This is a genomic window from Cyanobium sp. ATX-6F1 (assembly GCF_047395825.1).
Lineage (GTDB): Bacteria > Cyanobacteriota > Cyanobacteriia > PCC-6307 > Cyanobiaceae > ATX-6F1.
This window is the reverse complement of record NZ_JBCEBF010000003.1, coordinates 216,633-239,553: the sequence shown is the minus strand read 5'-3', so window position 1 is coordinate 239,553 and position 22,921 is coordinate 216,633. Positions and strand designations below refer to the sequence as shown.

General features: G+C 68.1%; 20 protein-coding genes, 1 tRNA gene and 4 pseudogenes. 15 read left to right on the top strand and 10 right to left on the bottom strand.

Going from position 1 to position 22,921, the window contains the following annotated elements:
* Window positions 1–8: 8 nt before the first annotated feature.
* The gene (gene sds / locus AAF143_RS12715) at window positions 9–980 is read left to right on the top strand and encodes a solanesyl diphosphate synthase (protein ID WP_255007700.1); all 972 of its coding nucleotides are present in this window, start codon (window positions 9–11) and stop codon (window positions 978–980) included.
* A 135-nt stretch (window positions 981–1,115) separates the two neighbouring features.
* Here the strand turns inward: sds and AAF143_RS12710 are convergent, their stop codons facing one another.
* Window positions 1,116–2,492: an ammonium transporter gene (locus AAF143_RS12710; protein ID WP_255007698.1), complete on the bottom strand. Its 1,377-nt coding sequence runs from the start codon at window positions 2,490–2,492 to the stop codon at window positions 1,116–1,118.
* A gap of 482 nt (window positions 2,493–2,974) precedes the next feature.
* The gene (locus AAF143_RS12705) at window positions 2,975–3,625 is read right to left on the bottom strand and encodes an HAD family hydrolase (RefSeq protein WP_255007696.1); all 651 of its coding nucleotides are present in this window, start codon (window positions 3,623–3,625) and stop codon (window positions 2,975–2,977) included.
* 115 nt (window positions 3,626–3,740) lie between these two features.
* On the opposite strand from AAF143_RS12705, the pseudogene acs reads away from it, so the two are divergent.
* Window positions 3,741–5,702: pseudogene (gene acs / locus AAF143_RS12700) on the top strand (acetate--CoA ligase).
* Between the two features lie 35 nt (window positions 5,703–5,737).
* Here acs and AAF143_RS12695 read toward each other — a convergent pair.
* The 3 genes from AAF143_RS12695 to AAF143_RS12685 are packed head-to-tail and all read right to left on the bottom strand — an operon-like array spanning window position 5,738 to window position 7,388.
* Window positions 5,738–6,073, bottom strand: a complete 336-nt coding sequence (locus AAF143_RS12695; protein ID WP_255007693.1) for a DUF805 domain-containing protein — start codon at window positions 6,071–6,073, stop codon at window positions 5,738–5,740.
* A 57-nt stretch (window positions 6,074–6,130) separates the two neighbouring features.
* Complete coding sequence (locus AAF143_RS12690) at window positions 6,131–6,904, bottom strand: DUF1350 family protein (RefSeq protein WP_255007691.1); 774 nt, start codon at window positions 6,902–6,904, stop codon at window positions 6,131–6,133.
* 22 nt (window positions 6,905–6,926) lie between these two features.
* Window positions 6,927–7,388 carry a peroxiredoxin gene (locus AAF143_RS12685; RefSeq protein WP_255007690.1) on the bottom strand — a complete coding sequence of 154 codons (462 nt, stop codon included), beginning with the start codon at window positions 7,386–7,388 and terminating at the stop codon, window positions 6,927–6,929.
* 121 nt (window positions 7,389–7,509) lie between these two features.
* On the opposite strand from AAF143_RS12685, the gene AAF143_RS12680 reads away from it, so the two are divergent.
* Both AAF143_RS12680 and AAF143_RS12675 read left to right on the top strand, forming a co-directional pair.
* Window positions 7,510–8,433 carry a 3'-5' exonuclease gene (locus AAF143_RS12680; RefSeq protein WP_255007688.1) on the top strand — a complete coding sequence of 308 codons (924 nt, stop codon included), beginning with the start codon at window positions 7,510–7,512 and terminating at the stop codon, window positions 8,431–8,433.
* A 164-nt stretch (window positions 8,434–8,597) separates the two neighbouring features.
* A complete protein-coding gene (locus AAF143_RS12675) occupies window positions 8,598–8,837 on the top strand; it encodes a hypothetical protein (protein WP_255007762.1) in 240 nt (79 codons plus the stop codon).
* A gap of 76 nt (window positions 8,838–8,913) precedes the next feature.
* Here the strand turns inward: AAF143_RS12675 and AAF143_RS12670 are convergent.
* A tRNA-Pro gene (locus AAF143_RS12670) sits at window positions 8,914–8,987 on the bottom strand.
* 15 nt (window positions 8,988–9,002) lie between these two features.
* Window positions 9,003–9,305, bottom strand: coding sequence for a hypothetical protein (locus AAF143_RS12665; protein WP_414027129.1), 303 nt, complete (start codon window positions 9,303–9,305; stop codon window positions 9,003–9,005).
* Between the two features lie 232 nt (window positions 9,306–9,537).
* Here AAF143_RS12665 and AAF143_RS12660 point away from each other — a divergent pair, with 232 nt between their 5' ends.
* From AAF143_RS12660 to AAF143_RS12650, 3 genes and pseudogenes are all read left to right on the top strand, one after another.
* Window positions 9,538–10,785, top strand: a complete 1,248-nt coding sequence (locus tag AAF143_RS12660) for an HAD-IC family P-type ATPase (protein WP_414027128.1) — start codon at window positions 9,538–9,540, stop codon at window positions 10,783–10,785.
* A 6-nt stretch (window positions 10,786–10,791) separates the two neighbouring features.
* Window positions 10,792–10,974, top strand: a pseudogene (locus AAF143_RS12655) (hypothetical protein); the annotation flags it as partial.
* A gap of 50 nt (window positions 10,975–11,024) precedes the next feature.
* Complete coding sequence (locus AAF143_RS12650; RefSeq protein ID WP_414027127.1) at window positions 11,025–12,299, top strand: cation-translocating P-type ATPase; 1,275 nt, start codon at window positions 11,025–11,027, stop codon at window positions 12,297–12,299.
* Window positions 12,300–12,465: 166 nt separating this feature from the next.
* Here AAF143_RS12650 and AAF143_RS12645 read toward each other — a convergent pair whose 3' ends face one another.
* The 3 genes from AAF143_RS12645 to AAF143_RS12635 form a co-directional block, all read right to left on the bottom strand.
* Window positions 12,466–12,843, bottom strand: a complete 378-nt coding sequence (locus tag AAF143_RS12645) for a hypothetical protein (protein WP_414027126.1) — start codon at window positions 12,841–12,843, stop codon at window positions 12,466–12,468.
* Window positions 12,844–12,887: 44 nt separating this feature from the next.
* Window positions 12,888–13,556: a peptide-methionine (S)-S-oxide reductase MsrA gene (msrA, locus tag AAF143_RS12640; RefSeq protein WP_255007684.1), complete on the bottom strand. Its 669-nt coding sequence runs from the start codon at window positions 13,554–13,556 to the stop codon at window positions 12,888–12,890.
* Between the two features lie 86 nt (window positions 13,557–13,642).
* Entirely contained in the window at window positions 13,643–15,391 is a 1,749-nt protein-coding gene (locus AAF143_RS12635) for an ABC transporter ATP-binding protein (RefSeq protein WP_255007682.1), read from the bottom strand.
* Window positions 15,392–15,432: 41 nt separating this feature from the next.
* Between AAF143_RS12635 and AAF143_RS12630 the strand changes: the two genes are divergently transcribed.
* The 8 genes and pseudogenes from AAF143_RS12630 (at window position 15,433) to gatA (ending at window position 22,863) form a co-directional block, all read left to right on the top strand.
* Entirely contained in the window at window positions 15,433–15,792 is a 360-nt protein-coding gene (locus tag AAF143_RS12630; protein ID WP_414027125.1) for a DUF3288 family protein, read from the top strand.
* Between the two features lie 152 nt (window positions 15,793–15,944).
* Window positions 15,945–16,989, top strand: a pseudogene (gene trpD / locus AAF143_RS12625) (anthranilate phosphoribosyltransferase).
* A gap of 19 nt (window positions 16,990–17,008) precedes the next feature.
* Entirely contained in the window at window positions 17,009–18,172 is a 1,164-nt protein-coding gene (carA, locus tag AAF143_RS12620; protein ID WP_255007760.1) for a glutamine-hydrolyzing carbamoyl-phosphate synthase small subunit, read from the top strand.
* A 129-nt stretch (window positions 18,173–18,301) separates the two neighbouring features.
* A complete protein-coding gene (locus AAF143_RS12615) occupies window positions 18,302–18,652 on the top strand; it encodes an STAS domain-containing protein (RefSeq protein WP_255007677.1) in 351 nt (116 codons plus the stop codon).
* 52 nt (window positions 18,653–18,704) lie between these two features.
* Entirely contained in the window at window positions 18,705–19,091 is a 387-nt protein-coding gene (locus tag AAF143_RS12610) for a Mini-ribonuclease 3 (protein WP_315859610.1), read from the top strand.
* A 374-nt stretch (window positions 19,092–19,465) separates the two neighbouring features.
* Window positions 19,466–21,070, top strand: coding sequence for a 23S rRNA (guanosine(2251)-2'-O)-methyltransferase RlmB (gene rlmB, locus AAF143_RS12605; protein ID WP_414027124.1), 1,605 nt, complete (start codon window positions 19,466–19,468; stop codon window positions 21,068–21,070).
* 55 nt (window positions 21,071–21,125) lie between these two features.
* Window positions 21,126–21,371 carry a DUF1816 domain-containing protein gene (locus tag AAF143_RS12600; RefSeq protein ID WP_255007673.1) on the top strand — a complete coding sequence of 82 codons (246 nt, stop codon included), beginning with the start codon at window positions 21,126–21,128 and terminating at the stop codon, window positions 21,369–21,371.
* A gap of 33 nt (window positions 21,372–21,404) precedes the next feature.
* Window positions 21,405–22,863: pseudogene (gene gatA / locus AAF143_RS12595) on the top strand (Asp-tRNA(Asn)/Glu-tRNA(Gln) amidotransferase subunit GatA).
* Window positions 22,864–22,921: the final 58 nt, after the last annotated feature.

The following is a 22,921-nucleotide window of genomic DNA, read 5'->3' as shown; positions in this document are numbered from 1 at the left end:
AGGGGTCCATGGCAACGGTCGCAGAGTTACTCCAGCCGGTCGAAGCCGACCTCGAGACCCTGCTCAGTGACCTGCGCAACCTCATCGGTGCCGGCCACCCGATTCTTCAGGCGGCCGCCGAGCATCTGTTCAGCGCCGGAGGCAAGCGCATCCGCCCGGGCATCGTGCTGCTGCTCTCCCGCGCCCTGGCACCCGATGGGGAGCTGAGCCCGCGCCACCGGCGCCTGGCCGAGATCACCGAGATGATCCACACGGCCTCCCTGGTCCACGACGATGTCGTGGATGAGGCCTCCACCCGTCGGGGTGTGGCCACGGTTCACAGTCGTTTCAATCACCGGGTGGCGGTTCTGGCGGGCGACTTTCTGTTCGCCCAGGCCAGTTGGCACCTCGCCAACCTCGACGATCTCGAGGTGGTCAAGCTGCTTTCGCGGGTGATCATGGATCTCGCCGATGGCGAAGTGCGCCAGGGCCTCTACCGCTACGACACGGGTCAGAGCTTCGCCACCTACCTCGACAAGAGCTACTGCAAGACCGCCTCACTGATCGCCAACAGCGCCCGGGCCGCCGGTGTGCTCAGCGGACTTCCCGCCGACCAGCTCGACGATCTTTACCGTTTCGGCCGCCAGCTGGGTCTTGCCTTCCAGGTGGTCGACGACATCCTCGATTTCACAGGCAGTGACCAGCAGCTGGGCAAGCCGGCCGCCAGCGATCTGGCCACCGGCTACCTCACGGCTCCGGTGCTCTATGCCCTCGAAGAGCGGCCCTCCCTGGCGGGCCTGATCGAACGGGAGCTCTGTGAGCCCGGCGATCTGGAGCAAGCCCTCGAGCTGGTGCGCGGCTCCGGTGCCATCCAGCGCTCAAGGGCTCTGGCTGAAGAATTCGCCCGTGAGGCCGCCGGCACCCTGGCCTGGCTGGCTCCCTCTGAATCCCGCAGCGCCCTGCTGGCCCTGCCTGATTTCGTGCTCAGCCGCCTGTATTGAGCTCCTGAATCAGTGGTCCATCGCCTCTGAATCCCTGCTCGGTCGCTGCTGAGATCTCGCGCTTTGGGGTGGAGGCCATGAAAATGCCCCCGCCTGGGCGGGGGCGCAGTTGAAGGGCTTGATGACCAACGGCGGTCAGTAGGCCATCGGGTCGTAGGCCTCTTCACCGTGCAGCACGTAGTCGACACCACGATCCTCCTCTTCGGGAGTAATCCGGAGCGGCATGATCGCTCCAAGGATCAAGAGAATCACAGCCGTTCCGATACCCACGAATCCGTAGGTGATGAGTACAGCTTTGAGCTGAACCACAAACAGCCCCAGGTTGCCGCCGGCTGCCATGACTTCGGCAGATTTGGGGAAGTAGTCCGCCGGAACGAGGGCCGAGACGGCGAACACCCCCGTCAGCAAGGCACCGATGGTTCCGCCCACGCCGTGGACCATGAAGGTGTCCAGCGAATCATCGAACTTGATCGCCATCTTCACCCTCACGGCGATCAGGCAGGCCGTAGCCGTGAGAGCACCGATGATGATCGAGTGCCCCATGTAGACGAAGCCAGCGGCGGGAGTGATCCCCACCAGGCCCGCCACAGCTCCGGTGGCCGCACCCACGGCTGTGGGCTTGCCATCGAGGAACCATTCCAGCAGGCACCAGGTGAGCAGGGCCGCCGAAGCCGCGGTGGTGGTGGTGAGGAAGGGGTAACCGGCCGTCTTGGAGGCGAACATGCTGGCCCCGTTGAAGCCGAACCAGCCGAACCAGAGCAGGCCTGCACCCAGAAGAATGAAGGGCACGTTGTGGGGTGGGCTCTTCTGCTCGGGCCAGTTGGTGCGCTTGCCGATGATCGCGGCCGCAACGAGGGCGGACACACCGGAGGCGATGTGCACGACCGTGCCGCCGGCGAAATCGATCGCACCGATGCCAAAGCAGCCGAGGAAGCCGCCTCCCCAGACCATCTTGGCCATGGGGGAGTAAATCAACAGGCTCCAGAACAGGCAGAACCAGAACCAGGCCTTGAAACTGATGCGCTCCACCAGAGCGCCACTGATCAGAGCCGGGGTGATGATCGCGAACATGCCCTGGAACAGGGCGAAACTGGTGGCGCTGATGGCGAAACCATCGGCCAGGGGAGCATCTCCGAGGGGACCACCCACCCCATTGAGCATGAAAAACTCGAGGCCACCGATGAAGGGACTCCCGAATCCGACTCCGAAGGCGAGGCTGTAGCCGATCACCACCCAGAGCACCCCGATGAGACCCATCAGGAAGAAGCTCATCATCATGCAGTTCAGAACGTTCTTGGCCCGGGTGAAGCCCCCGTAGAAGAACGCCAGCCCCGGGGTCATCAGCAGCACGAGGGCCGAGCCGACCAACATCAGCAGGTTGTCGGCCCCATCGGTGGGGACTTTGGTGAGCGCTGCCTTGGCGGCGCCGGCCATCAGTGGCATCACCAGGGCACCGGCGGCCAGGAGGACCACGGCGAACCGGCGCAGGTGAGGGTTCTCCACTCCCGCCATGAATCTGAGGCGGAAGCTGTCAAATGTTTCGAGAGCAGAGGGGCCGGCCGTGAGGGCGGCGCTCCAGTTGGAAAAGGGTTGGGTCCTTCGCATCATCAACGCCCCTTTGCAGGAACTGATCGATAAACGGGCTTGGTCAGAGTCCGGCGATCGCGGCACTGGGCTTGTAGCCAAAGGCACAGATCGTTAAATCCGTGCGCCAATGGGAGGCATTTAGGGGGCATATGAGGCTCTCGGGGGTCGTTCCGCGGCAGAGGTCTCGGCGGGGTTGCTCACCAGCCGGGTGAGTGGTGCCTCTTGGTCATGCTTTAGGAACTAGGGCCGCTGGATGGTGAGCGAGCGATTGGAATGACTTGGACGAGGTTCCCTGCGCTCAGCAAATGCTGCTGGATTGGGTGATCGTGAGTCTCCATACGTTCAGGGGGATTGAACGTGCGGCCCAGGCCAGCCTCCTCTGCCTACATTCAGCGGTGGGGGAGCGCCTAGGCCAGCTCCACCTCCCGAAGACTGCGAATCAAGCGCACCCCCGCAGGAAAGGCCCCCTCATCAAGATCCCCGGCGAGCACATGCACCTGGCAGCCGGCCTCATGGGCAGCGCGGGCCCCGGCCGGAGAATCCTCGAAGGCCCAGCAATCGCCCGCCGGCACCCCCAGGCGCCGGGCCGCAAGCAGATAACCATCCGGAGCGGGCTTGCCCTGCCCAAGTTCAGGGTCGTCCCCGTGCACCCGCAGCTCGATCAGCCCCAGCCAGGGGTGGGGAGCGGCCTTGCGCGCCACCGCCTCACGGCTGCTGCTGGTGACCAGGGCCATGGGGATGGCCAGCTCCCGGCAGCGGGCGAGCAGTTCCGCCGCGCCATCGATCGCACTGGCCTGGGGCAGCAACTGCCTGGCGATCGGCTGTTGCACGGCCAACAGCTCCTCCGGCGTGGGGGACGGAGCTTCGCCCGCCTTGATCCAGCGGCGCACCTGGCGGGCGTTGTCATCGCGCCGGCGACCCCGCAGGGCCAGCAGCTGTTCGTGGGCCAGCTCCACGCCGAAATGGCGGGCCGCCTCCCGCCAGGCGCGGCCATGCAGGGGCTCGGTGTCCAGCAGGAGACCGTCGAGGTCAAACAGACAGGCGGCGGGCCGGCTCATCGGGCCATCCTCCCAGCCCACCTCCTGGCCTTGAGGCCGCAACCTTCAACATCCGTCTCCCCCTGGGCGCCCGGGACGGTCGCTGGCTTGAATGGGCGATCGGTGCAGCAGATGGATGAGCGAGGCCACGATCGAATCGGTGCTCCAGGAGCAACGGGTGTTCGCCCCCCGCGGAGCTCGCGGCCACAGCCCAGATCGGCAGCCTCGCGGCCTACCAGGAACTGGTGGCCCGGGTGGAGGCCGACCCCGACGCCTTCTGGGGCGAGCAGGCCCGCACGCAGCTGCACTGGTTCACACCCTTTGAGCAGGTGCTCGATTGGAGCCACCCGCCCTTCGCCCGTTGGTTCGAGGGCGGTACCACCAACGTTTCCTACAACTGCCTCGATCGCCATCTCGATGGCCCCCGCGCCGACAAGACGGCGCTGATCTGGGAGGGGGAGCCGGGGGACGTGCGCACCTTCACTTACCGCCAGCTCCATGCGGAGGTGAGCAAGGCCGCCAATGCCCTGCGCTCCCTGGGCATCGGCAAGGGCGACCTGGTGGCGCTCTACATGCCGATGGTGCCCGAGGCGGCGATCGCCATGCTGGCCTGCGCCCGCATCGGCGCCCCCCACTCGGTGGTGTTCGGGGGTATTCCGCTGAGGCCCTGCGGGACCGGCTGATCGATGGTTCGGCCAAGGCGGTGATCACCGCCGATGGCGGCTTCCGCAAAGACAAGCCCGTGGCGCTCAAGCCGGCGGTGGATCAGGCCCTCGCTGAGGGTTGCCCATCGGTGGAGCATGTGCTGGTGGTGCGCCGCACGGGCCAAGAGGTGGGCTTCACCAGCGGCCGGGACCACTGGTGGCATGAGCTGGTGGAACCCCAGAGCCCCGAGGCGCCCGCCGAGCCGATGGCCAGCGAGGACCGCCTGTTCGTGCTCTACACCTCCGGCTCCACCGGCAAGCCCAAGGGAGTGGTGCACACCACCGCCGGCTACAACCTCTGGGCCCAGCTCACCTTCCAGTGGATCTTCGATCTGCGCGAGGACGACATCCACTGGTGCACCGCCGATGTGGGCTGGATCACCGGCCACAGCTACATCGTCTACGGCCCGCTCTCGAACGGCGCCACCACGGTGATGTACGAGGGAGCCCCGCGCCCCAGCAAGCCCGGGGCCTTCTGGGAGGTGATCGAGAAGCACAAGGTCACGATCTTCTACACCGCGCCCACGGCGATCCGGGCGTTCATGAAGAACGGCCGGGAGGTGCCCGACCAGTACGACATGGGCTCCCTGCGCATCCTCGGCACGGTGGGAGAGCCGATCAACCCCGAGGCCTGGATGTGGTACCGGGAGGTGATCGGCCACAACCGCTGCCCGGTGGTGGACACCTGGTGGCAGACCGAAACCGGCGGCGTGATGATCAGCCCCCTGCCCGGGGCCACCCCCACCAAACCCGGATCCGCCACCCTTCCCCTGCCCGGCATCTCCGCCGACGTGGTGGACATCAGCGGCAACAGCGTGGGGGTCGATGAAGGGGGCTACCTGGCGGTGCGGCGCCCCTGGCCCGGAATGATGCGCACCGTGCACGGCGATCCCGACCGCTTCCGCCGCAGCTACTGGGAGCACATCCGCCCGGCCGATGGCAGCTGGCTTTACTTCGCCGGCGATGGCTCCCGCCGCGATGCCGACGGCTACTACTGGGTGATGGGCCGGGTCGACGACGTGATCAACGTCTCAGGCCATCGGCTGGGCACGATGGAGATCGAATCGGCCCTGGTGAGCCACCCCGCCGTGGCCGAAGCGGCCGTGGTGGGCCGCCCCGATGAGCTCAAGGGCGAAGGGATCGTGGCTTTCATCAGCCTGGAAACCGGCCGTGTGGGCGATGGGGCCCTGGCTGCCGAGCTCAAGAAGCACGTGGGCAAAGAAATCGGCCCGATTGCCCGCCCCGATGAGATCCGCTTCTCCGATGCCCTGCCCAAGACCCGCAGCGGCAAGATCATGCGCCGCATCCTGCGCTCCCTGGCGGCGGGCGAAGAAGTGAGCGGCGACACCAGCACCCTGGAGGACCGCAGCGTGCTGGATTCCTTGCGGGTCTGAGCGGGCCCGGCTTTTCCCTCCAGGCCCCCGCGCCCTCAGCCGGCCACGGCCCCCACCGAGGCCTGCACCAGCAGCACGATCAGCCAGATCGGGCCAATCAGTGGAATCAGGGAGATGAAGATCCAGGCCCAGTGCTTGCCGGCGTCCCGCAGACGACGGACCGTCAGGGGGATCGAGGGGACGATCACGGCGATGGAATAGAGGGTGTAGAGCGCCGCGAGCTGGCTGACCGCGTTGGTCGCGATGGCGAGGACCAACGACACGATGAAATTCGCGAGGACGAACCACCAGAAGTCGCCTCGGGTGGAGCGGCCCTCATATTCGAACGAACGTTGCCAGCCGGAAACGAAGGCATCAACGGGTTGGGCCATGGAACCTTCAGCAAGACAGGTGAATCCCGTACACCCTGTGGCGCGAACCCAAGGCTGTCAATCGATCTCGGCTGATTCGTTGGATTCGTTGCGAGGTTTGGATACTTCGGGTTCCTGCCACCAACGCATCAGCCGTTCGCAGAGTTGCCGCATCTGGCGTACACGTTCCGGATCATCGGCCCAGCTGCCCAGCAGGTTCTGGCGCACACCGGCGCTGGCGGGGGTGAGGTGGTCGCCCGGTAGATCGAGCACCCGGGAGTTGTCGTTCGGCCGCCGTCGCAACACGCTCAGCAGCTCCTCGCTCTGGTCGATGGCATCACGGCTGAAGCGCACCAGCAGGTTGCGGCGCTGGCCGTAGCCGCTGGCAATCAGCCGCAGGGTTTCGTTCGGCGAAGGGCTGAACTCGCTGCTCAGTCCCAGCCGCGGGGCCAACTCTCCGAGCAGCGGAATCGAGCTGGCGGCGGCGAAGTTGTTGAAGCTCAGGGCCACCAGGCCGGCGCAGTTGCGGCCGCCATCGGGGGCGAGCAGGTGCAGCTTGCAGCCCAGGCTGTGGCCGATGCGCAGGGGCGCCAGCCCTGAACGGGGCGGCCGCCTCTCCCTGGCCTGGCGGAAGGCACGCCAGGCCTCATTCGCCTGGGCCTGGTGATCAAAGCCGGGCACATAACCCCAGGCCCGCACCTGGGCCCCCTGGCGGACGAGGGCCTCCAGCAGGCGCCGGTAGCTGAGCTGGGGTGTGAGCGCCAGGCCGGTGCCGCCGATGAACTCCACCAGCCCGATCGGCTCCCGCGGAGTGAGGCACCACAGCGGCACCTGCTGCTGCCAGCCGCTCATCGCCTGGGTCGCTGGGGGCGGTTCAAACCTGGAGCGCCCCCAGCGCCGTCAGGGCTTCGCGGGCGTGGGCGGCGCCATCCAGCAGGTTGTTGAACACATGGCGCACCACGCCGCCACCATCGATCACGTAGGTGACCCGTCCGGGCAGCAGCCCCAGCACGCTGGGCACGCCGAAGGCCTTGCGCAGGGCGTTGCCCCGATCCACCAGAAGGGGAAAGGGCAGCCCATGGCGCTGGGAAAAGCGGCCGTGGCTGGCGGCGTCATCGCCGCTGATGCCCCACACCTGGGCGCCGAGGGCTTCGAGTTCGGCGTGGCGGTCCCGGAAGGCGCAGACCTCGGCGGTGCAACCGGGGGTGTCGTCCTTGGGATAGAAGAACAGCACCAGCGGTTGGCCGTTCAACTGATCGCTGCGGCGCTCAAGGCCGTTCTGGTCGGTGAGGGCGATCGGCGGGATCGGATCGCCCACCTTCAGGGCTGGGGCCACCGGGATGGTGCAGTTGGCACCAGCCTAAGAAGTTCACCCCATGGCTCGGCAGATCGCTCAGCTGTTCGCCTGGCTGAAACCTTGCCAACTCTGAGACCATGAAGGCAACCAGGTCGCGTTGATGGCCAACGAAGTGGGAGATCCGGCTGATGGCCAGTTGCCCCTCTGGGGTGAGCCAACGGCGCGTTCCTCCCAGGATCACCTCGAAGCTGATCTCAGCAAGGCCCTGGCCAGCCTGGGGAAGCCACTCGCCCCTGGGCCGCTGGAGCCAGCCCCAGCTCCCCGTTCCCGCAGCGTCGCTCTGCCCCGCTTGGCCGGAAGCGAGCCCTCAGCTTCGGTGCCCGAGCGGCTGCTGATCCTCGACACCGAAACCACAGGCCTCGATCCCAGCCGGGGGACCTGCATCGAGGTGGGGGCGATCCTTTTTGCGGTGGGCCCCAGGGCGGTGCTCGGTCAGGTCTCGTTTTTGCTCCCCTGCGCCAGCAACCCCTGCGAATCGATCAACGGCATCCCCGCTGCCGTCAGCTGCCTGAATCAGCCCTGGGAGCCCCTGCGGGATGCCTTCGAGGTCTTGGTGGAAGCGACCGACGCCGTGGTGGCCCACAACGCCAGCTTCGATCGCCAGTGGTTTGGCCACGGTTTTCTTGCCGCCATCGGGAAACCCTGGATCTGCAGCATGGATGACATCCGCTGGCCCGCCGAGTTGCACCTGCGGCCCCAGCCCTCCCTGCGGGACCTTGCCCTGGCCCATGGCATCCCCGTCTGGGCGGCCCACCGAGCCCTCACCGACTGCACCTACCTCGCCCAGGTGTTCGAGCGCCGGAGCGATCTGGAAGCTCTGCTGCAGGTGGCCCTGGAGCCCCGTCGCCTCTACAAGGCCAAGGTCTCCTACGACGAGCGCCACCGGGCCCGGGAGGCGGGATTCCGTTGGAATGAGCCCGTCAGGAATGCCTGGACCCGCAGGCTGTCGGAGCGGGAGGTGGCGGCCCTGGCCTTTGAGGTGCTGCCGATCGAGCTTGAGCCCGACCAGCGGCGCAGTGCCTGAGGCCAGGTCTTCAGTGCCGGGGTACAGCGGACCGATCGCAATTGCTTCAGCAATGGGAAGTTGCCTGGAGGTTTCCATCCAGATCCCTCTGGCGCTCCCATGCTGGAGACGTCGCAGGCCCACCCATGGCCACCCCTCCCCTGCTGCCGCGGGTCCGCCGGCGCATTGGACCCCCGTTCGGCCCATCATTCGGCCGCAGGGCCCGCGTGCGCCGTTGGCAGGACAGCCGCACCTGGGCGCGGCTGATTCGAGAGGCCGAAGCCCTCTGGCATGTGGACGTGCGCGACCTGCGCCGGCTGGGGGCCCTGGAACTTTCTCAGTTGCTGCAGGAGGTGCCGCCGCGCCTGAGGCCCCGGGTGAACCGCTGGCTGACTCGCTACGGGGTGATCACCCGCCTGGCATGAGCCACAAAAAAGCCGGCTGGGGAGGCCGGCAGTGAAGCGAAAGTTGTGGATTTCGTTGCTAACGAACGTCAGTGAATCGGAGCGACAGGATTTGAACCTGCGACCCCCACTACCCCAAAGTGGTGCGCTACCAAGCTGCGCTACGCCCCGGCGAGATGGAAGCTATCACAGCCCCTTCGAGCCCCTGGGCAGCTGGCCTTGCTGCCGCTTGATGCGCTTGAGCAGGCGTGCGGTCAACCGCTCACGGTTCAGGCGGCCGTAGCCGCAGATCCGCATCTGGGCCCCCAATTCGCGTAACTCCGCCAGGTCGAGGGCCGCCAGCCGCAGTTCCGGCAGCCTTCGCCAGGCCATCGAAGTGACCGGCAGATCCGAACCCCTGCGGTTGTCGCGGAAGCTCACCAGGGCGCTGCCCGCCATCCATTCAGGCACCAGCACGAACAGCACCGCCAGCAGGCCATACAGCTCCACCAGTCCCTTGGGCAGGGGTGCAACTGGCGCCTCTGGCCTGGTGGCCTGAGCCTGGGCTCGGGGGGCGTCGGGTCTGGGGGCGTCGGGGCGATGGCGGGGACGGAACCGGTGGTTTCCATGCTTCGGCACAGATTGGCACCTGCCATGGGTGTTGCCGACCCTCTGGCGCCCCGGGGCCGTCAATGCATGCGCTCCTGCTTAGGGTTCCGCCGGCCCGATCGTCTCCCCTCCGTTGAGCGCCTCTTCCACCGCTGCCTGGCACGACGTCAACGTGGAGCAGGCGCTCGTCCGGCTCGACTCCAGGGCCGGGGGCCTGAGCACGGCCGAAGCCGGCGAACGGCTGGCACTCCATGGCCCCAACCGCATCGAGGCGGCGGCGGGACGCAGCCAGTGGCGCATCCTGCTCGATCAATTCAGCAACGTGATGCTGCTGATGCTGATCGCCGTGGCGATCGTCGCGGCGGTGGTGGCCCACCTGGAGCAGAAATTTCCCAAGGACGCGATCGCGATCGCCCTGATCGTCGGCCTCAACGGGGTGCTGGGCTACCTGCAGGAAAGCAAGGCCCAGGAGGCCCTGCTGGCCCTGCGCGAGCTGAGCGAACCGATTGTGCAGCTGTTGCGCGATGGCAGCTGGCAGCAGCTTCCCAGTGAACAGCTGGTGCCCGGTGACGTGATCCGACTGGAGGCGGGGGATCGGGTGCCCGCTGACGCCCGCCTGCTCGAGGCCGTGGACCTGGGTCTGCGCGAAGCCGCCCTCACCGGTGAGGCGGAGGTGGTCTACAAGCAAACCGATCTGGTGCTGCCCGGGGAAACGCCGATCCTGGAGCGGCGCAACTGCCTGTTCCAGGGCACCGAAGTGGTGCGCGGCCGCGCCCAGGCTGTGGTGGCCGCCACGGGCATGGGCACCGAACTGGGCAAGATTGCCCAGCTGATCGATACGGCGGGCGAGGAGACCACACCCCTGCAGGACCGCCTCAACCGGCTGGGTCATGTGCTGGTGATCGCTTCGCTCACACTTGTGGGCGTGGTGTTGCTGCTGGGCTGGCTGCTGGGTCAGCCGATGCTCAACCTGATCGAGGTGTCGTTGAGCATGGCCGTGGCGATCGTGCCCGAGGGCCTGCCGGCGGTGATCACGGTCACCCTGGCGATCGGCACCCAGCGCATGGTGCGCCGCGCCGCCTTGATCCGGCGCTTGCCGGCGGTGGAGACCCTGGGCTCGGTCACGGTGATCTGTTCCGACAAGACCGGCACGCTCACCCAGAACCGCCAGGTGGTGCGCCAGCTGCGAGTCGGCTTCGAAGCGATCGATCTGAGCGGTGAGGGCTACGAGCCCACGGGAACCCTCAGCCACCGCCCCCTGGTTCCGCCCGAGGGCCACGGCCAAGGCCCCCGTCGCAGGATCCGGGCTTGCTGCTGGCGGCCTCGCTGCTCTGCTCCGATGCCATGCTGCACCGGGAGGCGGATGGCACCTGGCAGGTGATCGGCGATCCCACCGAAGGTTCCCTGCTGGTGGCGGCGGCCAAGGCCGGCCTCGACAGCTTCTGCCGTTCGGGAACGCCATCCCCGTTGCGCCGAGATTCCCTTCAGCTCCGAGCGTCAGTCCATGGCGGTCTGGGTGAGCGACCCAGACGGAAGCCTGCAGGCGCCCTTGGGGGAGGTGGCCCGCGGCTCCAGCCAGCTGCTGATCCTCAAGGGATCCCCTGAGGTGGTGCTCTCCAGTTGCAACCGTTGGCTTGGACCCGGGGCACGGCCCCGCTGGATCCGGCTCTGCGCCACTGGTGGCGTGCCCAGTTCGACGAACTCGCCGGTCAGGGGCTGCGGCTCCTGGCGCTGGCGGCGTCGCCCCACCCGATCGGCCCCGAGCAGCCCCTGGAGGATCTGGTGCTGCTGGGGGTGGTGGCCCAGATGGACCCCCCGCGCCGGGAGGTGCTCCAGGCGGTGGCGGTGTGCCGCCAGGCGGGCATCCGACCGTTGATGATCACCGGCGATCACCCGCTCACGGCCCTGGCGATCGCCCAGGAGGTGGGCATCTGCGCGGCCGGCGATCCGGTCACCGAGGGCAGTGATCTGGCCCGCCTCGATGAGGACCAGCTCAAGGAGCTGCTGGGCCGTTGCAGCGTCTTCGCCCGGGTGGCGCCCGAGCAGAAGCTGCGCCTGGTGAAGGCGCTTCAGGCCCGCGGGGAGATCGTCTCGATGACGGGAGATGGGGTCAATGACGCCCCGGCGCTCAAGCAGGCCCACATCGGTGTGGCCATGGGCATCACCGGCACCGAAGTGAGCAAGGAGGCGGCCGACATGGTGCTCCTCGATGACAACTTCGCCACGATCGTCAGCGCCGTGGAAGAGGGGCGGCTGGTGTACACCAACATCCGACGTTTCGTGAAGTACATCCTCGGAAGCAATGTGGGCGAACTGATCACGATCGCCTCGGCGCCGCTGCTGGGCCTCACCGGGGTGCCGCTCACGCCCCTGCAGATTCTCTGGATGAACCTGGTCACCGACGGGGTGCCGGCCCTGGCCCTGGCGCTGGAGCCTGGGGATCAACTGCTGATGAAACGTCTACCGGCCAGGCCGGGGGAATCGATCTTCGCCCGAGGCCTGGGTAACTACATCCTGCGCATCGGGGTGATCTTCGCGGCGCTCACCATCGCCCTGATGGCCCTGGCCGTTCAACAGCAGTGGCCCTGGAAAACAATGGTGTTCACAACCCTCTGCCTGGCCCAGATGGGCCATGCCCTCACGGCACGCAGCGACCTTCCCCTGGTGCAGGTGCCGCCCTTCTCCAACCCCTGGCTGCTGCTGGCGGTGGTGTTCACCAGTGGGCTGCAGATGGCGCTGATCTACGTGGCTCCCCTGGCGAGATTCTTTGGTACCGAGTGGCTCGATCTCGAGCAACTGGGCGTGTGCCTGGGCTTCAGCCTGCTGCTGTTCGTCTATCTCGAAGCGGAGAAGCTGCTGGCGCTGCTGGCAAAGAAGCGACGGGCCCACCTTTGAGCCGGGCGGGTGGCGTTGGGGCCGGCGAACGCCAGAGGAAGGGCGACTCGCTGGGTCCCTGCAGGCGCACGTACCAGAACACCAGGGCGAAGACGAGTCCGAGGGTGATCACCACCCCCAGGATCACCTGGCGGTCACCCAGTGGTTCGGGATGGTTCATGGCCGTTCAGACCTCCTCGGTGCGCAGGCACTGCACCCGCTGGGGCAGCTGTTCAATGGTGAGTTCATCGCCGTTGAGGATCAGCCGCATGCCCTCGCTGGTCTTGTAGCGGAGCCCGGCCAGATCGGAGCTCTCCCGAAACAGGGTGGTGCGGAAGCGCCCGGAGATGATCGAGGCCTGGGCGTCGTTGCGTTCCACCACCAACACCCCCTCGCCCCGGCAGAGGTAGCGGGTCTTGATGGCGTAGTCCTCCCACCAGGGGGAGGTCATGGCCAGGCCAGGGGCGGCCAGCAGCGGGACCAGGGCCGCCGAGAAAGAGGTGGCGAAAAGGGGCCAGCGCAGCCGGGTTGGGAAGGCTTGGCACGGACGAGTGTTGCGGGCCACGGTCTTGGCGGTCTTCGGGGGTCTGAGCGGGTGGGGCCTTGGGCTCATCTCAGCGCGATCGGAGCGTTGTCTCCGCGCAGGATGCAGTGGGACACCGACCAGTCGTAGTGGGACCAGACGCTGGCGGGAAGTTGGTAGTGGGCGGAGCTGAAATCGCCCAGGCTGACGCCGCTGGGCTGAGCCGAGCAGTAGGGCCGGCTGCCCGGTTTGGCCAGGTATTGCTGGTGGTAACTCTCGGCGAAGTAAAAGGTCTTCCCCGAGGCGATCTCGGTGGTGATCGGCCCGAACCCGGCCGCGCTCAGCAGAACCTGATAGGCCGCCCGACTGGCTTCGGCCAGGGCCAGGGTCTTGTCGTTGGAGGTGTAGATCGCCGAGCGGTACTGACTGCCCACGTCACCGCCCTGGGCATTGCCCTGGGTGGGGTCGTGGCATTCCCAGAACAACTTGAGCAGATCGCTGAAATCGATATGTGCTTCATCCCACACCACCCGCACCACTTCGCTGTGGCCGGTGCGACCGGAGCAGACTTGCTGATAGGTGGGGTTGGTGGTCGTGCCGCCGGCATAGCCCACCGCCGTGGTCACGACTCCCGGCAAGCGCCAGAAGCCCTTTTCGGCTCCCCAGAAGCAACCGCAACCGAACAGCACCTCCCCCTGGCCGGGGAGCAGCGCTGAGCGCAGGGGCGTGCCCAGCACCGCATGACGTTCGTCCATCACCGCCATCGATCCCGCTCGTGAGCCACCCAGGAGCCTAGGCAAAAACGCCCGTGAACCCGCGTCCAGGTGTCTTGGGGGAGGCTTCAAACCGCCTGCAGCTGTTGCTCGGCCTCCTGGCGTTCCCACAGCCGCCGATAGGTGCCCGGCACACTCACCAGCTCGTTGTGGTGACCCTGCTGCACCAGGCGTCCCTCCTCGAGCACCAGGATCCGATCGCAGGCGGCCGCCGCCGAGAGCTGGTGGCTGATCATCAGGATCGTGCGCCCCTGCTGGGAACGCACCGACTGGAGGATCTCGGCGGCGGTGTTGTTGTCGACGCTGGCGAGGGCGTCATCGAGCACCAGCAACGGCGTGCGCACCAGCAGGGCCCGACCCAGGGCCGTGCGCTGACGCTGGCCGCCGCTGAGGGTGATGCCACGTTCCCCGACGAGGGTCGCGTAGCCGTCGGGGAAACCCTTGATGTCGCCCTCCAGCCGGGCGTCCTGGGCGGCCTGCTCCACCCGGGCCTGGCCCGCCTGGGGATCGCCGTAGCGCAGGTTGTCCGCGAGGGTGGCGGTGAACAGGTAGCCCTCCTGGGGCACCAGGGCCACCCTGCGGCGCAGGTCGTCGAGGGAGAGGTCGGTCACATCGACCCCGTCGAGGAACAGCTGCCCCGGGTCCACCTCCACCATGCGCCCCAGGGCCCGGGCCAGGGTGGTCTTGCCGCAGCCCACCGGGCCCACCACCGCCACCAGTTCACCGGGCTCGAGCCGGAAGCTCACACCCGCCAGGGCCGACCGGCTCGCCCCCGGATAGCGCACCTCCAGACCCCGGGCCTCCAGCACCCCCTGACCCTCAGGGTTGGGTGCAACGGGTGTGGGGCTCGATTGCACGCTTGGCTGGCGGCTGAGCAGGCTCTGCACGCGCTCCAGGCTCACCTGGCCCGTCTGGAAGGTGTTGAGGGTGAACCCCAGCAGGGCGGTGGGAAACACCAGTCGCTCCACGTAGAGGATCAGGGCGACCAAGTCGCCGATGCTGAGCCGTCCGTTCTCCAGTTGGCCACTGCTCAGGGCCAGCAGCAGGAGCAGGCTCAGGGCCGAGATGCCTTCCAGCAACGGGAACAGGGTGCTGCGGGTGCGGGCCAGCCGCAGGGCGGCATCGCGGTAGCGGCCGTTGCGCTCGGCGAAGGCCTTTTCTTCGGTGGCCTCCTGGCCGTAGATCTTGATGGCGCTGATGCCGGAGAGGTCCTCCTGGATCAGGTCGCTGAGCCGGGCCAGGTCCTCCTGCTGGAGTCGCTGCTGGCCCATCATCCGGCCACCGAACAGGCGCACCACCGAGATCATCACCGGGTAGATCGCCAGGGCCGCCAGGCTCAGCCAGGGATCGATCAACAGCATCGCCGGCAGGGTGAAGGCGTAGGCCAGGGCGGTGTTGCTCAGGCTGAGCACGGCGAAACCCAGCAGCCGGCGCACGTTCTCCACATCGCTGGTGGCGCGGCTGATCACCTCGCCACTGCCGGTGGTCTGCACCCAGCCCGGTTCCTGGAGCAGCATGTGATCGAAGATCCGCTGGCGCAGGGTCACCTCCACCTGGCGCCCGACGCCGAACACCACCAGGCGTGAATAGAGCCGCGCGCCGCCCATCACCGTCGCCAGCACCACGATCAGCCCGGCCTGCCGCAGCACATCGTTGAGGGCAAATCCCACCTTCAGCCCATCGATCGCGTTGCGCACGATCAGCGGGATCGCCACGCTCAGCAGGTTGACCACCAGCAGCGCCACCACGCCCACCAGGAGCTGCCGGCGGTGGGGCCTGAGGTAACTCCAGAGCAGGCCAGGGCGCAGGGCGGCCATCGGGGTGGGCAGGGAAGCACCAACCTACGGATCCCGGGGCCATGCTGGAGCCCCACCCGTCCAGCGCCGGACCCGCAGTGATGGCCGAACCCGATGTCCTCCAGACCCACCCTCTCTATGCCACCGACCGGGACCTGGTGGACCGCCTGCTGGCGGTGACGGCACCGGTGGACCAGGACCTGGTGGAGTTGGCGCGGCTGGCGATGCGCTACGAGGGCTTCCCCGGTGCCCATGACCTCCAAGACGACCTGGCCAAGACCCTGCGTCTCTGGGCCCTCGATCGCCAGCAGTTGCACCAGCGCACCCGGGCGATCTGGGCCGCCGGGCACCGGCCCGGGGCCCTGGCCCAGCAGGAGCCTGTGGGCTCCGGTTTCGACACGGCGGACCAGACCAATGACTGAGGGCATGGCTTGAACGCAACGATGCGAACACATCTGCGGGTGTTCGCCAGAAAGGCCCCCTTCGGGTGATAGTGGAGATGTCCCCATCACCCGGCCCGGAGTGCATTGCACCCGGGCTTTTTCTGAGCACCTCCCGCAACCGACCGCCCCGGATGGCTGAATCGACCTCCTGGCCAGTTCTTTTGGAGACCCTGTTGCAGGGCCGATCACTGAGCGGGGATGAGGCGACGGCGCTGATGGGGGGCTGGCTCGAGGAGCGGATCGATCCGGTGCTGACCGGGGCCCTGCTGGCGGCCCTGCGGGCCAAGGGGCCCACCGGTGAGGAACTGGCCTCCATGGCCCGGGTGCTGCGCCAGGCCTGCCCCGTGCCCGGCGAGCGGCCCGATCTGCCCCTGGTGGACACCTGCGGCACCGGCGGTGATGGCGCCGACAGCTTCAACATCTCCACAGCGGTGGCCTTCACCGCCGCCGCCTGTGGCGCCACAGTGGCCAAGCACGGCAACCGCAGCGCCAGTGGCCGGGTGGGCTCGGCCGATGTGCTCGAAGCCCTGGGCCTCAACCTCAGGGCTCCTGCGGCCGAGGTGATCGCGGCACTCCCCGGGCGGGCGTCACGTTTCTGTTTGCCCCTGGCTGGCATCCGGCCCTGGTGGGCCTGGCCCCACTGCGGCGCAGCCTCGGGGTGCGCACCGTGTTCAACCTGCTCGGTCCGCTGGTCAATCCCCTGGCTCCCGAGGCCCAGGTGCTGGGGGTGGCCCGTGCCGACCTGCTCGATCCGATGGCCGAGGCCCTCGCCCGCTTGGGTCTGCGTCGGGCCGTGGTGGTCCATGGCCACGGGGGCTCGATGAGGCCACCCTCTCCGGTGCGAGCGAGCTGCGGCTGGTGGAAGGCGCACAGGTCAGCGCCGGCACTCTCGATCCCCTGGCCCTGGGCCTGGAGGTCGCCTCCGCTGACGCCCTGGCCGGCGGTGACCTGGCCACCAACCAGGCCATCCTCGAAGCGGTGCTGCAGGGGCGCGGCACCAGGGCCCAGCGCGACGTGGTGGCCCTCAACACCGCCCTGGTGCTCTGGGCCGCCGGTCGTTGCGACTCGGTGGCAGAGGCCTTGCCCGTGGCCCAGGCGGCCCTGAGCTCCGGCGAGGCCTGGGGGCGTCTGCTGGCGCTGCGTTCGGCCCTGGCCTCAGATGGCGCTGGGGGATGATCAAGGGGTGGAGCCACTGATGCCGTTGACTGCCGCCGCGCCCGCCCCCGAGCAACGGGAAGCCCTGCTGGTGCTGGCCGATGGTCTGGTATTGCGGGGCAAGGGTTTCGGCGCCGTCGGCACAGCCCTTGGCGAGGTGGTCTTCAACACGGGCATGACCGGCTACCAGGAGGTGATGACCGACCCCAGCTACGCCGGCCAGCTGATCACCTTCACTTACCCCGAGCTCGGCAACACCGGGGTCAACCCCGAGGATCAGGAGGCTGGCCACGCCGCCATCCGCGGTGTGATCGCCCGCCAGCTGGCGCCCGTGGCCAGCAGCTGGCGCCAGCGGGGCGATCTGAACCAGTGGCTGCAGAACGAGGGAGTGGTGGGCATCTCCGGAGTGGACACCCGTGCCCTGGTGCGGCACCTGCGCGACGGTGGCGCCATCAACGGCGCCATCAGCAGCGACGGCACCCCGGTGAGAGAGCTCCTGGAGCAGGTGCTTCAGGCCCCGTCGATGGAGGGTCTCAACCTGGCCGAAAGGGTCAGCACCGCCGCGGCCTACAACTGGGAGTCGCTGTGCCCCGCGGCCTTCGACCAGCGATTGCAACCCCGACCCGAGCGGCCCTACCGGGTGGTGGCGATCGATTTCGGCATCAAGCGGGCGATTCTCGAGCGGCTGGTGGCCCACGGCTGCGCCATCACCGTGCTGCCCGCTGGCAGTGATCTGGCCGCCGTGCTGGCCCATGAACCTGAGGGGGTCTTTCTCTCCAACGGGCCCGGCGATCCCGCCGCCGTCACCCCTGGCATCGCACTGGCCCGCGGCCTGCTGCAACAGCGGAATCTGCCGGTGTTCGGCATCTGCCTGGGGCACCAGATCCTAGGGCTGGCCCTGGGGGGACGTACCTTCAAGCTGGCGTTCGGCCACCGCGGTCTCAACCACCCCTGCGGCAGCACCGGCCTGGTGGAGATCACCAGCCAGAACCACGGCTTCGCCATCGACGCCGAGTCCTTGCGGGGCGAACAGGTGGAGATCACCCACTACAACCTCAACGACCGCACCGTGGCGGCCCTGGTCCACCGGCACCTGCCTGTGTTCGGAGTGCAGTACCACCCGGAGGCCAGCCCCGGCCCCCACGATGCCGACCATCACTTCAGCCGTTTCGTTGCCTTGATGGCCGAGCGCCGACCGCTCTGAGGGCCTTCGCCGCCGGATGGGCAGCCCGTCGTTGCCAATGGTTCGACCCGGTTCCACAGACCGAAGAGATCTCTACACTTCTGACGCTTGTGACGTTTGAGGGCTGGACCGATCACGGATCTGCAGCGATTGACGGTCTCCCTGCGGGGTGGCTGCGAACCGGCAGCCTCCCATCTGCTCTTTCGGTTCACGGGCCAGCTGGATGCGTATTCCGAGAAGCAGTTCCTGGAATTCATCACCGAGCACCGCAAGAATGCCGCCCTGGCGCTGGTGATCGACCTCAGCCGCATCGACTTCATCGATTCCTCCGGCCTTGGGGCCATGGTCCAGCTGGCCAAGCAATGCAATGAGGCCAACGTTCAGTTCCAGGTGGTGGGCAATGCCCGGGTGGTGCAGACCGTGAAGCTGGTGCGCCTGGAGAGCTTCCTGCACCTGCAGCCCGACCTGGAGACGGCGATTGGCTCCCTCGCCGCCGCCTGAACCGCCAGGATCCCCCGTCCAGCAGGAAGGCAGTGAACCGGCGGGGGCCTGGCTGGAGCGGGCCTGTGCCCTCTGTCCGGCGGACCAGCTGACTCCCCTGCAATTGGCCTGGCTGGGGGATGCGGTGTGGGAACTGCACCAGCGTCTGCGCCGCTGCCAGCGTCCTGGCCGGGTGCAGGAACTCCATTCGGCGGTGGTCAACGAGGTGCGGGCCCAGGCCCAGTCCGCTGCCTTGGAGCGACTCGAACCGCTGCTTGAAGGCCAGGAGCTGGAATGGGTGCGGCGGGGCCGCAACCGGGCCGGTCAGGGTCCCCGCAAGGGGGAAGCCGGGATTTATGGCCGGGCGACGGGATTTGAGACAATGGTGGGCTGGCTCTTTCTGCAGAACCCGAACCGGCTCGCTCAGCTGCTGGATCGACTGGATGAGACCGACCCATAGACCTTCGCCCGTTTCTGCCATGAGCCCAAAATTCATCCGCCGGGACAAGGGTTCCGGGGCGGGCTCCGCCGGTGAAGGTCCACGGGGACCGAGGCCTGCGCGGTTTGGTGCGCCCCGTTTCGGTGCCCCCGCTCGGGCGGCGCCTTCAGAGGCCCGAGGTCGGAGTGGCGCGACGACGGTGAACGGGGTGGGACGCGCGGTGATGAGCGCGGCGGCGAGGGCCGTCGGGAGGGACCCAGGCCCGAGGGGGGCGCTATGAGCCCCGTCGTTTCGAAGGCCGCCGCGCGGATCCCCGCAAGCCAGAGGGTTCCAGGTACGAGGGCCGCCGGCCCGAGGGGCGGGGCGCTGAGCGCCGCCCGTTTGAGGGGCGCTCGTTGGATGGCCGCGCTCCCTACGGACGAGGTACCGACGGACGAGGTGGCGAGGGACGGGGCGCTGAAGGGGGCAGCTACCAGGCACGTCGACCTGAGGGCCGTCGCCCTGGGGCGGATCGCTTCAAGGCTCCCCGGCCCGATCGTTTCGGCGCCCCAGGGGATCGCCCCTACGGCGAGCGGCCCCGGGGCAACCGCTTCGAGGCGCGGCCCTCCGACGGCCGCCGGGCTGAAGGAGCCTGGGGCGAAGGTTCCCGCCCCAGTGGGGACCGTCCCGGTGGTTCCCGGCCGATGGGGGCTCGCCCCGTCGGAGGGCGCTTCAGCCGCCGGGGCCCCGAGCAGAGCGATGGCGACCATCGCGGCGCCTATCGGCCGCTCGCTGGCCGGCCCGGCCGCCCCACCCAGGAGGGCCCCGATCGCCCCAGCAGGGCGGGCTCCCCTGGGACGGGCCAGGGCGAGCGCACACCAGATACAGAGTTCGCCGTAGAGGCGGCCTCCGGCTCCGAGCGCTTCGGTGCTGCCCCCGCCGACGATCTGATCTGGGGGCGTCACTCGGCCCAGGCGACGCTTGAGTCCGAGCGACCCATCCACAGGATCTGGTGCACGCCCGAACTGCGCTTCAGCCCCAAGTTCCTGCAACTGCTGCGGGAGGCCAAGTCTTCGGGGGTGCTGGTGGAGGAGGTGACCTGGGCCCGTCTGGGCCAGCTCACCGGCGGCGCCGTGCACCAGGGCATCGTGCTGCAGACCGCCGCCGCTGAAACCTTTGACCTCGACGCCCTGATCGAGGGCTGCCGCGGCCTGGAGGAGCCGCCGCTGCTGATGGCGGTTGATGGCCTCACCGATCCCCACAACCTGGGGGCGATCGTGCGCAGCGCCGAGGCCCTCGGGGCCCACGGGCTGGTGCTGCCCCAGCGGCGCTCCGCCGGTCTCACCGGCTCGGTGGCCAAGGTGGCCGCCGGTGCACTGGAGCACCTGCCGGTGGCGCGGGTGGTCAACCTCAATCGATCGCTCGACAGCCTCAAACAGGAGGGCTACCGCGTCATCGGTCTGGCGGAGGAGGGCAGTGTCAGCCTGACCGAGGCGATGCTCGATGGCCCGCTGGTGATCGTCACCGGATCGGAGAGCGAGGGCCTCTCGATGCTCACGCGCAAGCACTGCGACCAGTTGGTGCGCATCCCGCTGCGGGGAGCGACCCCCAGCCTGAACGCCTCGGTGGCGACGGCCTTGCTGCTCTATGAGGTGGCGCGCAGGGGCTGGATGCGCCAGATCACCGGCTCCGCTCCGGCACCCCGGGTGGTGCGTCCCCTGCTGAGCACCCGCCCCTCGACGGCCGCGCCTGGCTCAACCGAGCCGAACGAGGCCCATGGTCTGAAGGTTCATCCTGTGGATGATCAGGCTTCGGATGTGCCTCCCCTTGCGGCCTCGTCGCCCAGCGATGACGGCCCCGGTGATGGGGCCTCCACCCCTGAGGCGCCTTCCCAGAGCGCCCTGTTGGTGGACGAGGCCACCGACCCGGCCACCGACCCGGCCACCGACCCGGCCATAGATCAGGCCATAGATCAGGCCAAGGGGGCGGCGGCCTGTGTCGGTGAGGACATCTGTCTCTGAAGGCGGTCACCCAAGGCCGGAGGCCCTTCAGAATGAAGCGACTGCATCTGTTGCGATGTCTTCCCTGCTGTGGCCGCTCCGAAGCCTGGCCAATGGTCTTGGGCTGGCCTGGTGGGCGCGGATTCAGACCCGCTCCCCCGAGGTCACCTACTGGTTCGGCCCTTTCGTGCGCCGCACTGAGCTGGAGGCGGCGCTGCCGGCCTTCCTGGCGGATGTGGAGAGCGAAGGTCCAGGGTTCATCGAGCACGAGCTGTTGCAGGTCCGCCGGGGTGAACCGCTCACGGTGGAGGGATCGCCCTGAACTAGCGTCGGGCCTCCAAGTGGTGAGAGGTTGATGGGGATCGCCGAGTGGCGGGTTCAGCTGGAACGGGGGAGATTTCCGCCCGTGAACTCACCGACCTTCACCTGAACCGGATCGCGGCGGTCGATCCCAGCCTGCATGCCTTCTTGACGGTCACGGCCGATCGCGCCAGGGCCGATGCGGACCGCATCGATGCCGCCCGTGCCGCCGGGGAGCCCTTGCCGCCCCTGGCCGGCATTCCCTTGGCGATCAAGGACAACCTTTGCACCAAGGGCATTGCCACCACCTGCTCCAGCCGGATGCTGGAGCACTTCGTGCCCCCTATGAGTCCACCGTCACCGAGCGCTTGTGGCTGGCGGGCGGGGTGATGCTGGGCAAGACCAATCTCGATGAGTTCGCCATGGGCAGCTCCACCGAGACCAGCGCCTTCGGGGCCACCCGCAACCCCTGGAACATCGAGCGGGTGCCGGGCGGCAGCTCCGGCGGCAGTGCCGCCGCCGTGGCGGCGGGCGAATGCGTCGCCTCCCTGGGTTCCGACACCGGCGGCTCGATCCGCCAGCCCGCCTCCTTCTGCGGCGTGGTGGGGCTCAAACCCACCTATGGCCGCGTCAGCCGCTGGGGGCTGGTGGCCTTTGCCAGCTCCCTCGACCAGGTGGGCCCCTTCACCTCCAGCGTGGCTGATGCAGCGGAAATGCTTCAGGTGATCGCTGGGGCCGATCCCCGTGATGCCACCTGTCTGGATGTGCCTGTGCCCGATTACCGGGCCGCCCTGGGGCAGCCCGTGGCGGGCCTGCGGGTGGGTCTGATCCGCGAATGCTTCGAGCAGGACGGCCTTGATCCCCAGGTGGCCGCCTCGGTGCTGGCGGCCGCCGAGCAGCTCAAGGCCCTGGGCTGCGAGCTGGTGGATGTCAGTTGTCCGCGCTTCAACGACGGCATCGCGACTTACTACGTGATCGCCCCTTCGGAGGCCTCCGCCAACCTGGCCCGCTACGACGGGGTCAAGTACGGCCTGCGCAGTGAGGGGGAGGCCAGCCTGGCGGCGATGACATCCCGCAGCCGCGCCGAGGGCTTCGGAGATGAGGTGCAGCGCCGCATCCTGATCGGCACCTATGCCCTCTCAGCGGGCTACGTGGAGGCGTTCTACAAGAAGGCTCAGCAGGTGCGCACCTTGATCCGCCGCGATTTCGACGCCGCCTTCGAGACCGTCGATGTGTTGCTCACGCCCACCTCCCCCACCACCGCCTTCCGCGGCGGTGACAATGCCGATGATCCCCTGGCCATGTACCTGGCCGACCTGCTGACGATTCCCGCCAACCTGGCGGGTCTGCCAGCGATCAGCCTGCCCTGCGGCTTCGATGACGCCGATCTCCCCATCGGCGTGCAACTGATCACCGGGGTGCTCCAGGAGGAACGGCTGCTGCAGGTGGCCCACCACTACGAGCTGGCGGCGGCGGTGATGGAGAAACGCCCCGAGGGCCAGCTGATCCGCTGAGGCCACCACATCTGGTGGTTGCCAGTAATCTGAGCCCAACCTGTGGTGGCGCTCTGCG